This window comes from Pseudoalteromonas amylolytica (genome assembly GCF_001854605.1).
Lineage (GTDB): Bacteria > Pseudomonadota > Gammaproteobacteria > Enterobacterales > Alteromonadaceae > Pseudoalteromonas > Pseudoalteromonas amylolytica.
The window spans coordinates 636,781-648,439 of record NZ_MKJU01000025.1 but is presented as its reverse complement, the minus strand read 5'-3'; the positions used below and the strand labels follow the sequence as shown (position 1 = coordinate 648,439).

The following is an 11,659-nucleotide window of genomic DNA, read 5'->3' as shown; positions in this document are numbered from 1 at the left end:
AACCCTTTATATTCAATTACCCGCGAGTATAACATAGGTTAGAGATAGCTTGATCACGCCATTTGGGAAATTTTATTGCAACTTATCAATGGGTGGATGCGATTATTTAGAACTTTAATAGCTTGGAATTGTTCAAGCTCTAGGTTTTCATCTAAAGCAAACTGTGGACTCAAGCTGATGCACAAACAGGCCCCGTCTACTTGTTCAACAATGAAAAAGTCACCTTCTTGTTGAGTTGAGCGTAAACGCACAATGGCTTCGGTACAAGGCTGGTCACCTGTATATGACTCAAAAAACCAACTCTTTGCCTGTACTGGCAATAAATAAAATTTGGCAGCTGTGGCGTTTAAAGCAATTTGGCAACATTGCGGTTCGGACCAAATATTAAAGCTACGTAAGTAAGTAAAAACGTTTTGGTAATATGCAGCTTCGTTGATACTTAGATGTGGGTCTGAATAGGCGTCTTGAGTTAACTGACGCAAGCGAAAAGGGGTGCAGAGAATTAACTCTTCACCTAAATCTACAAGCAAACGATTTCTCTGGCGACAACTAACCCATTGCCACTCTTTAGATGCTTGCAAAATTGACCTCCTGCCTACTATTTGCTTTTATTGAATAGTACGCAGGAGTATAACGAAAAATTACAAACTGTAAAAATATTTATAAGAACAATTTGTTTACGATCATTTGGTTATATAACGGATCCTTATAACCCGTTAATGATCCTTTTTACCAATGCAGGGCCTTCATAAATAAAGCCTGTATAGACTTGCAGAAGTGAGGCACCTGCGTCAAGTTTTTCCTTCGCCGACTCGGCTGAATCTATCCCGCCCACACCAATAATAGGTAGCTTTCCTTCAGTGATACGCTTTAGTTCACTCACTACAAATGTTGATTTTTCTCTCACGGGACGCCCTGATAAACCACCCGCTTCTTGAGCATGCTGCTGACCTTGCACAGCCTCACGCTCTAGCGTAGTGTTGGTTGCAATGACCCCGTCTATACGGTTTTTTACTAAAGATTCAGCAATTTGCGCCACTTGAACAGCATCGATATCAGGCGCAATTTTCACAAGCATGGGGACAGATTTACTATGCTTGGCAATGAGATCCATTTGCTCGTTCTTCAAGCTTTGTAGTAAATCGTCCAACGCATCACCATATTGTAAATCGCGAAGCCCTGGAGTGTTTGGCGAAGAAATATTTACGGTAATATAAGAAGCATGTTCAAATACTTTACGCATACAGTGGATATAGTCATCCTTGCCCTGCTCATTTGGCGTATCTTTATTTTTACCAATATTGATCCCTAAGATCCCATCATATTTAGCCGCTTTTACATTAGCCACTAAATTATCAACACCTTTATTATTGAAACCCATGCGGTTAATTATGGCATGAGCTTGTGGCAATCTAAAAATTCGAGGTTTATCATTACCGGCTTGTGGTCGTGGGGTTACCGTACCAACTTCAATAAAGCCAAAGCCCATTTGCGAAAATGCATCTATACATTCAGCATTTTTATCTAAGCCAGCCGCAAGGCCAACTGGATTTTTAAATTCTAAACCAAGGAAGTTTACTGGTTTATCAGCAACAGATTGCGACCACGCCATACTAAGCGGTGTGTGTGCAAAACGGCGCAAATTATCTAATGCAAATTCGTGCGCCCACTCGGCATCACGGCTAAACATATAGCGACGCGCAATATCATAAAACATGAAAACTCCTTAAAGATCCTAAGTAACATACATCTGCAACAACAGGCAGATAAAAAAATACCCCAGCAAGGCCGGGGTATTTTAACGATTTAAAAATTATTTGGTAGTGTCACAGTTGTGGCTTAGTAACATCAGCTCACGTAGTGCCACCGAGAACTTAGCAAAGTCATGACTCTGTGAGGTCTTGAACTCCTGCAGCATTTGCTGCCAACGATGTAACAGTGCAGACTGGGATTCCATCCATTGTTCAATAAGTGCATTAACATCGTTTTGTTCGCCATCAAAGCTGTTCAACACAACCTCTGACAATGAACGCTGTTGCCAATCCAACTCCTCACGATATGATGCACGAGCAAGCGCTTGCCAGTGGTTAGACACAGGTTGTGCAGTAATTTGATCCAAGAACCAATGTAGGCCCATACTTGCACCAAGTTTAAAGTAGGTATGTGACACAACATCCACTTTGCGACCTGAATTATGTGCTACTTCTGCCAAATCCATCACTGAGAATAGGCTTGAAAGTGACACGATGCGCATTGCGATATCACTTGGTACGCCCTGCTCCTCAAGCTTCTTAGCATTATCAAGAATCGCAGCACTTTCGCTCTCAACCATGTAACTATGCAAGTTTTTGCTAACATCTTTGAACACTGGCGCAAAGAACTCGATAGTCTGTTCAATTGTCAGTGCTTTATTGCGATGGCGTAAGAACCAACGTGTCGCACGACGAACCGTGCGACGCAGCTGATACAACATTTCCGTTTGGACAGATGCTGGGATCTTGTTATCCAGTGCTGCAATCGCGCCCCAAGTGCTCTTCATTTCGAAGATTGCGCTGGCAATTGAGTAACATAATGCAATTTCACTATCAGTTGCACCTGTTTCTTCATTCATGCGAACCATGAAATTCAGACCCATATCGTTAACAATGTTGTTTGCTAACTTAGTGGCGATAATCTCTTTTCTTAGAGGGTGATTATCCATCGCTGCGTTAAACTTCTCACGCAGTGGTACTGGGAATGAATTCACCAATAATTGACGGTAGTAAGGGTTTTCCGAAACATCATCAACCACTAACGATTCTTTCAATACCATTTTCGAGTATGAAACAAGCACTGAAAGCTCAGGACGCGTAAGATCTTTACCTGCTGCCGCACGCTCTGCTAACTCTTCATCCGTAGGTAAGAACTCGATGGTACGGTCTAACTTGCCTTCTTTTTCTAGGGCATGAATAAAGCGAACTTTTTCTTTAAGTGTTGCAGGGCCCTTTGACTTAGTAATAGACAGAGTATGAGTTTGACGATAACAATCCGCCAATACCAGCTCTGACACTTCATCGGTCATTGAATAAAGTAATTCATTACGCTGCTTCTTGGTTAAGTCGCCCTCTGCAACCAAGCCATTTAGCAAGATCTTGATGTTAACTTCGTTATCTGAACAAGCCACACCACCCACGTTATCAATAAAGTCAGTATTGATACGGCCGCCTTTACTAGCAAACTCAATACGGCCAAGTTGTGTCGCACCTAAGTTACCACCTTCACCGAATATTTTCGCACCCAATTCAGCGCCATTGATACGTAACGCGTCGTTTGCGCGGTCGCCAACATCAGCATTGGTCTCTTTAGAGTGTTTAATGTAAGTACCGATACCACCGTTCCAAAGTAAATCAGATGGCATCATCAATACCGCTTTAATAAGTTCATTCGGGGTCATGCTGGCTTTTTTAGTGCCAAGCATTTTCTTCATCTCTGGCGTTAAAGTGATCGACTTCGCCGCTCGAGAGAAAATACCACCGCCCTCTGAAATTAAAGACTTATCGTAGTCTTCCCAAGATGAACGTGGCAACGCGAATAAACGCTCGCGCTCTTTGTAAGAGCTTGCTGCATCTGGATTTGGGTCGATGAAAATATGTAAGTGGTTAAACGCAGCCTGTAAACGAATATGTTTTGACAACAGCATACCGTTACCAAATACGTCACCGGCCATATCGCCAATACCAACAGCAGTGAAATCAGTAGTTTGGCAATCAATATCCATTTCACGGAAATGGCGTTTTACAGACTCCCAAGCACCTTTTGCGGTGATACCCATTTTCTTATGGTCGTAACCAATAGAGCCGCCTGAAGCAAATGCATCACCTAACCAGAAGTTATAATCTTCAGCAATACCGTTAGCAATATCAGAGAACGTTGCTGTCCCTTTGTCTGCTGCCACTACTAGATACGGGTCATCTTCATCATGGCGAACAACATTTAACGGTGGCACGATATCGCCGTGAACAATATTATCAGTGATATCTAATAAACCGCGAATAAAGATCTTGTAACATTCCTGACCTTCTTTGAAGAACGCTTCACGGTCTGTAGGTAGTTGTTTACATACAAAACCACCCTTCGAGCCAACTGGCACGATAACGGTGTTTTTAACTTGCTGTGCTTTAACTAAACCCAGTACCTCGGTACGGAAATCTTCACGTCTGTCTGACCAACGTAAGCCACCACGTGCAACTTTACCACCACGTAGGTGAACACCTTCAACGCGCGGTGAATAAACAAAGATTTCAAAGGCCGGTAGCGGCAATGGCATATCTGGAATGCCACTTGATTTGATCTTAAATGATACGTATGACTTGTTGCTGCCATCTTGCTCTTTTTGGAAGAAGTTGGTGCGCAGCGTTGCATTGATCATATCAACGTATAAACGAATGATTCGGTCATCATCTAGGTTTGCTACGTTTTCAAGCTCTGCGTAAATATCAGCAATCGTTTTATCGATTGTTTTTTGAGCTGCTGGCTTAGTTGGTGAAAACTTCTTAACGAATAAATCAACTATTTGAGCCGCGATGTGCGGATAATGGTCAAATGTACTTTCTATATAACTTTGTGAGAAAGTCACACCTATCTGACGCATGTATTTAGCATATGCTCTTAGAATTGACGCTTCACGACCAGTTAAACCACCTAGTAGTACCAAGCGATTAAAGCCGTCGTTTTCAAGGCGGTTATGCCACACGTTAGTCAAGGCAGCACGAAAACGTGCAGATACTTTGTTAAAGTCTGAAATACCTTTGCTATCTAACAGCATTGAGAAGTCCATGATCCAGTTAACTTGACCATCACTCGACTTAACCGCATAAGGCGTTTCACCAATTACGCGTAAGCCAAAGTTTTCAAGCATAGGCATAACATCAGATAAATGAATTGGTACATCTTTGTGGAACAAGCTCAGACGTACAATTTGTGAGTTTGCTTCTTCTTGAGGACGGTAGAACAACATGTCTAATTTGTTGTCCTCATCAAGCTGCTCTAGTTTTTCAATATCGACTACTGAAGCGCTTGGTAAAACTACATCTTTGTAGGCACCTGGGAATGCTGTTGAGTACTTCCTAAACAGCTCGTTACCACGCGCTTCGCCTGCGCTTTCAAGTAACGCATCATGCAATTTATCTTCCCACGTACGAGCGGCTTCAACTAAGTTATTTTCGATATCTTTCACGTTATATTCAATATTGTTGTCAGCTACGCGCACTGTGTAATGCGTACGTGCAAGCGTAGACTCAGAGAAATAAGTAGTGAATTCAACTTTTTCTTTTGATTGGAACGCATTGGCCAACAATTGTTGAGTTTCACGTCTAAGTGCTGTGTTGTAACGCTCTCTTGGAACGTAAACCATACAAGAGAAGAAACGACCATAAGTGTCTTTGCGCACAAATAAACGACACATGTTTCGTTCTTGAACTTGCAGTACACCAGTAGCCACTTCTAAAAGCTCAGACTCTCGAGCTTGTACAAGTTCGTCTCGTGGATAAGTTTCTAGAATATTAAGCACAGCTTTGTAGGCATGCGTTCCTTGTGCAAAATCACACATTTGCATGATTCGATCAATTTTGGTTCTTAATACAGGCACGTCTGCCGCGCTGTTATTGTAGAAGCTCGATGAGAATAAACCGATAAAGCGGTCTTCACCTACCACATTGCCTTTATCATCAAAGCGCTTAATGCCAACATAGTCAACATACGCTGGGCGATGTACACGAGAGAGCGAGTTTGTTTTTGTAAGGATAAGCAAATTATTGCTACGTGCTTCTTTACGTGCAACTTCAGGAAGTTCTGACAATAGTCGACCGTGATCATCAGATGACTTTTTCATCAAACCTAGACTCGTATCAGCAACATGCTTGAGTTCATAGTCACCCTGAACTGGACACAAATCATATTGGCGATAACCCATAAATGTAAAGTTATCTTGTGTCAGCCATTCTAAGAATTCTAGTGTTTCGGTTACTTCACTTTCTTCACATTGGAAATGACGCGTTGGAAGTTCTTTTATCACTGACTTTAACTTGTCACGAATAGGCAACCAGTCTTCAACCGCTAACGACACGTCTTGTAGAACAGATTCAAGCTCTTTGGTAAAAGACTCAATATCTTTTTTATCTGTTTGACGGTCTATTTCAATAAAGAACACAGTTTTTGTCGAACTCGACTCCTGTTCAGCCTTTAGGTTAGAAATAGCAGTGATTTTTCCGGCATCATCACGTTGGATCTTCAATGGGCAATGTAACAATAAGTGTGAAACGATATTTTCACGATTCATTGCCATGCGTACGGAGTCAACCAAGAAAGGCATATCTTTGGCAATGATCTCTACGATTGTGTGAGATGACTGCCAGCCATCTTTTGCAACTTCAGGGTTGAATACACGGATAACCGCATCATCTGAGTTGTTCTTCTCGAGAGAGTTCCAAAGACTAAGTGCAGCACCATACAGGTCACTATCGTTACGTTTAGCCAAGTCCTCTTTAGACATATTGCTGTACAAGGCTTTGGCAAATGTTTCAACGAGTGACACGTTCTCTGCATGAACTTTCTTGTGGATCAACTTACATACGTTATCTAGGATAACTGATGCTGGACCTTCATTTTGTGTCATATGTGTTCCTTAATCTATACCACCTTTGAACGGTAGATTATTTGTACAGCTGTTTATTAGCGTGGAGTCAGTTGAATTTTAACCTTTCTGACGCTAATAAACAGCCTTTTCGATGAAAACATTTTAAGCTTTTCAGCTATTTGCTCATCTATTCACAAAATATAGATATAAATGACCATTCATGGTGATTTAGGAGCACATTTATTCACGATTTTTTTTCTGGTCGGTCCAGAGTAAAGTGCCAATCGCGGGTAATAACAGTACTGCGCCGAGCATATTTACCAAAAACATGAACGTTAGCAGGATACCCATGTCAACTTGGAACTTAAGCGCGGAGAAGATCCAGGTACTCACACCTATGGCCAAAGTGATACCGGTGAACAAAACTGCGCTACCGCGTTCCGCTAATGCGTTACGATAAGCAATCGCCAGTGGTATACCTTGCTTCAACTGCCCCATCATTGATGACAAAATATAAATGCCGTAGTCAACACCAATACCCACACCAAGCGCTATCACAGGTAATGTAGATACCGTCAGGCCTATTTCCAATTTAACCATCAATGCCTGCGCCAACGTTGACACGATGTACAATGGCAAGACCACGGCAATCGTGGCTTTTACACTTCTAAAGCTTAACAAGCATAAAATAATGACTGCACCGTACACATAAATCATCATAGGCAATTGCGCCGCAGAGACAGATTCATTGGTTGCAGCCATCACGCCAATTGGCCCTGATGCCAGTTTGAATTTTACATTGTCTGTGTTTTCTTCTGTTGCAAATAACTTAATGTTAGAGATTACATGATCTATCGTTTCGGCTTTGTGATCATCCATAAAGATGATAATCGGCATGACAGAGCAGTCACCATTGAGTAATCCAGTGCTGGTCTCAACACGCGACGTTGCTTGCACCAAAGAGGCACTATTTCTAGGTAACATTTGCCACTTTTGGTTACCTTCGTTGTAACCCGCATTGACAGCTTGAGCAACTGAACTTAGCGATACTGCCGATTGCACGCCTGACAAGTTTTCCACGCGCCACTGAAAACGACTGATGCGCTCCATCGTGTCATGCTCGGTACATGCCGCTGGATAGGCCTCGACAATCACTTTTAATATATCTGACGAAATTGCGTAACGATCCGAGATCAAAAAGGTATCTTGGTTATAGCGCGCATCCTGATGTAACGCTGGCGCTCCAGCATGTAAATCACCTATACGCATATTTTGCGAATACCAATAACCAACCGCAAACAGCACAGCAGAGACCAGTAATATCACACGTGCCCACTTTTTGTCTGTTGTACACACCAGCGCTTCTCGTAACTTCGTAAATACCGCGTGAGAAGTAGAGTTGCCATCATCTAAGCGCTTGATTTTGCTAGAGCTCACGTAAGAGGCCAAAATTGGTAATAGCAATAAGTTAGTGAAGATAATCACCGCCACACCTAAACTGGCAGTAATTGCAAGCTCTCTGATAATGCCAATATCTATGGCGAGCAGCGTTAAAAAGCCGACTGTGTCAGACAGCAAGGCAATACCACCTGGGATCAACAGCGCTTTGAAACTTGCTTCAGCCGCAACTTTGCTTGAAACGCCCTCTGCGACTTTCTTACCAATGGAGTTGATCATCTGCACGCCATGGCTCACACCAATCGCAAACACCAAAAATGGCACCAAAATCGACATTGGATCGAGCCCAAAGCCAAGACTAGCAAGTAAACCCATCTGCCAGACAACTGCAATAATAGAACAAACTATTGGCAATAATGTCAGCTTGAAGCTCTTACAAAATAGCCAAACCATCACAAATGTGAACGCTATCGCTAGTGCAAAAAACAGCACTACACCTTTGGCACCATCTGCGATATCACCTGCCATTTTTGCAAAGCCGATGATATGAATACTGACTTTATCAGTGCTAAGCGGTTCGCGGATCTGCGACTCTAACTTTTTTGCAAACGCCAATGTGTCGAGCTTTTCTTGAGTTTGAGGGTCTATTTCCATAAGCTGCGCACTGACCATAGCACAGCTATAGTCGCTGGCTATCATGCGCCCTACTACATTGGCTTTCTCGATATTTTGTTTTACAACTGCAAGGCCTTGCTCTGTTGCTGAAAAATTAGCAGGAATGATTGGGCCACCAGCAAATCCATCCTCAACCACTTCGACAAACCTAGCGCTGGGTGAGAAAATCGAGTTAACCAACGGGCGATTAACACCGGGAATAAAATACAATTGATCATGCACAGCTTTCAATTGTGTGAAAAAGTCTGGGTTGAAAATATCTCCATCTTTGTCACAGACAGAGATTAAAATGCTATTAGCGCCACCAAATTGCTTTTCATGTTTTAGATACAACTGCATATATTCATGCTGCAGTGGAATATTTTTATTAAAAGACGCATCTAGCTGGATCTGAGTCGCTTTATACCCTAACAGTCCCGTCAGAATAGTAAACAGAAAAACAACGGCCAGACGATGACGGAACACTACATATTCCAATTTATTTAAAACGGCTTTCATTACTTCTTAGCCTCCCAAATTTTTAGCCCTTTCTCGGTGGCTAAAACTAACTTATTCTTAAATGTAACGGCTGATAGAATGGCATGTCCGCTGCTTAACTGTGATCGTTTGACCTGCCCGTTGTCATAGCTAAACAAGAAGCCGCTATTAGCAAGTAGATACAAGCTACCATTGAAGTTTACGATTGAATTAATTGTGGCTTTGACTGGCACGTCTATTTGACTAAATTCTAATTCTTCACTGTTGGCAATGAAAGCATTACCCCGTAAGCCCGCCACGACGACTTGCTCATTACCATACGGAGCCACTGAGAAAAATGATCCTGGGTAAAATTCATCTAATCTTTGCCAGCTTTTGCCCATATCTTCGCTATATGCCACCAACCCCATTTCACCAGCTAGATATAGGTGTCCTTCATGAATTAGTAAACGGTTAAAATGCGGTAGGATAAACTTGGTTTCTTCTTCGTAAGCTTGAGGGTCATCCTCTTTAAGGCCTTGTAAATACTCTTTATCATCAGGGTGAACAAAATCATCGATGAAACGCTTTTTCCAGCTCTGGCCACCATCGTTGGTTTGATAAAACATGCCATACGCACCAATTGCAAACCCCGTGTTTGCATCAACAAACTCTATATCTAAACAAGGTTTTTGTTGCTGTGGTAAATATTGTTGGATTTGCCAAGTTTGGCCATGATCACTGCTAAACAAAATACTGCTATCGTGGCCACATGCCCAAGATTTATCACTTCCTAACGATGTAACAGCTGTTAGCAGTGATTGCACAGGTACTTTAGCCTGCTGCCAAGTTTCGCCATCAGTACTGGTTACCACAGTACCGTGCTTACCTACAGCGATTAATGTTCCCTCGCTGTTCACAATATCAGTGAACAATGTACTTTGTGGATGTTGAACTTGTAGTGCTGGCTGAGGGGCGATTTGTGCATTGGCAACGCCACCAAACAGTATTAGCGCACTCGCTATCGTTGTTTTTAACATGCTGAAACTACTCAAATAAAGGTGACTGGTGACGAGAACTCGTCGGAAATACAGAATTGCTAGCGATCCAAAGACCGCTAGCAATAGTTGGCTGAGAACCAGATTAGCGTTTACCCTCACGGCGCAGCGCACTTTGTGTAAACTCGTTATCTTGGAATGACTGACTGAAATCGTACATCTGCTCTTCATTATCTAAACCAATCGCTAGGTAGCGACGTGAATTTAGATCGTAATATACGTCTAATGTACTCCAGTGCGTAGGTACTTCGTAATAATTAAGCCCATGCGCCATCGCTACACGATACATTTGATCACGGTTGTCATATAGGTCCGCAATGTGGATTTGCCAGCTATCTTCATCAATGTAGAAAACACGTTTTTTATAAATATGACGCGTTCCTTCTTTGAGGTTAGCCTCAACAACCCATACACGGTGTTTTTCGTATCTAACATGTTCCGGGTTTATGTGGCCTGGCTTTAAAATATCATCATACTTTAGCTTGTCACTGTGCAGCTTATAGCTGTTGTATGGAATATATAGTTCTTTCTTGCCTTTTAAAGTCCAGTCATAACGGTTTGGCGAACCATTAAACATATCGAAATCATCGGTAGTACGTAGGCTATCTGATGCAGTTCCTGGTGCATCGTATGCTACATTTGGTGCTCGACGAACTCGACGCTGTCCAGTGTTGTAAGTCCAAGCTTGGCGCGGAGTCAGGATTTGGTCCATTGTCTCATGAACAAGCAATGCAGTACCCGCTAATCGTGCAGGTTCTGTTACTTTTTGCTTGAACTTAAACAGTACGTTCGACTCTTTAAGTTCTTCAGGTGTCGCGTCTGTCGCTGAGTACTTAACCAATAACTTCTCATCAAAGCCTATCAAGTTATATGCACCAGATTCAGTTGGCATTGCTTGGCCACCAAAGCGCGCGATAGACAGGCCGCGATAGCGCAGCAAGTGGTTCCAGATAGCTTCTAAACCGTCTTTTGGAACCGGAAACGGAATACCAATCGCGGTATTTTTGATTCCGTTACCACCTTCAATAAGCTCCGCTGTAGAAGCGTACTTTTTAGTTGCGTCATAAACAAACTGAGGATACGAGGCACTACGGCGAGTTGGGTAGATGTTCATCTTGAACGTATCTGGATACGCTTCAAACATCGCAACTTGCCCTGGGCTCAAAAACTCTTTGTATTTATCTACATTTGACTTATCAATTGTAAAAAGAATTTTATCATCCGCGAACGGATCTGGATGGTGCATACCCGGCTTGTAGTTCGCTGGCGGCTTTGTAATACCACCGTCCCATGCTGGGATTGAACCATCTTTATTACCTGCTTTTTCAGCACCAATTGGCGTTAAATCAACACCTAAGCGTGCTACTTGTTCAGCCGACATTTTCGCCATCGCGCCTGTTGCCGATAGCATTGTTATCATTGTTGCGGCAATGAGTGTAGGTTTTCTAAACATACTGAA

At 42.5% G+C, this 11,659-nt stretch carries 6 protein-coding genes; all 6 read right to left on the bottom strand.

Features of this window, described 5'->3' with window-relative positions:
• Positions 1-53: 53 nt before the first annotated feature.
• Positions 54-584: a cell division protein ZapC domain-containing protein gene (locus BET10_RS09465; RefSeq protein WP_070985273.1), complete on the bottom strand. Its 531-nt coding sequence runs from the start codon at positions 582-584 to the stop codon at positions 54-56.
• 122 nt (positions 585-706) lie between these two features.
• Complete coding sequence (pyrD, locus tag BET10_RS09460; protein WP_070985272.1) at positions 707-1,717, bottom strand: quinone-dependent dihydroorotate dehydrogenase; 1,011 nt, start codon at positions 1,715-1,717, stop codon at positions 707-709.
• 96 nt (positions 1,718-1,813) lie between these two features.
• On the bottom strand, positions 1,814-6,652 hold the full coding sequence (locus BET10_RS09455; RefSeq protein ID WP_070985271.1) for an NAD-glutamate dehydrogenase: 4,839 nt from the start codon (positions 6,650-6,652) through the stop codon (positions 1,814-1,816).
• 201 nt (positions 6,653-6,853) lie between these two features.
• On the bottom strand, positions 6,854-9,184 hold the full coding sequence (locus tag BET10_RS09450) for an efflux RND transporter permease subunit (RefSeq protein WP_070985269.1): 2,331 nt from the start codon (positions 9,182-9,184) through the stop codon (positions 6,854-6,856).
• The gene (locus BET10_RS09445; RefSeq protein ID WP_070985268.1) at positions 9,184-10,182 is read right to left on the bottom strand and encodes a WD40/YVTN/BNR-like repeat-containing protein; all 999 of its coding nucleotides are present in this window, start codon (positions 10,180-10,182) and stop codon (positions 9,184-9,186) included. Before BET10_RS09445 ends, BET10_RS09450 begins: the two co-directional genes overlap by 1 nt.
• 103 nt (positions 10,183-10,285) lie before the next feature.
• Positions 10,286-11,653: a DUF1329 domain-containing protein gene (locus tag BET10_RS09440; protein WP_070985266.1), complete on the bottom strand. Its 1,368-nt coding sequence runs from the start codon at positions 11,651-11,653 to the stop codon at positions 10,286-10,288.
• Positions 11,654-11,659: the final 6 nt, after the last annotated feature.

What these genes read in the sequence shown, in the direction of transcription:
- pyrD (WP_070985272.1), bottom strand. Translation starts at nt 1,717, where the DNA reads ATGTTTTATGATATTGCGCGTCGCTATATGTTTAGCCGTGATGCCGAG.
- BET10_RS09455 (WP_070985271.1), bottom strand. Translation starts at nt 6,652, where the DNA reads ATGACACAAAATGAAGGTCCAGCATCAGTTATCCTAGATAACGTATGT.
- BET10_RS09450 (WP_070985269.1), bottom strand. Translation starts at nt 9,184, where the DNA reads ATGAAAGCCGTTTTAAATAAATTGGAATATGTAGTGTTCCGTCATCGT.
- BET10_RS09445 (WP_070985268.1), bottom strand. Translation starts at nt 10,182, where the DNA reads ATGTTAAAAACAACGATAGCGAGTGCGCTAATACTGTTTGGTGGCGTT.
- BET10_RS09440 (WP_070985266.1), bottom strand. Translation starts at nt 11,653, where the DNA reads ATGTTTAGAAAACCTACACTCATTGCCGCAACAATGATAACAATGCTA.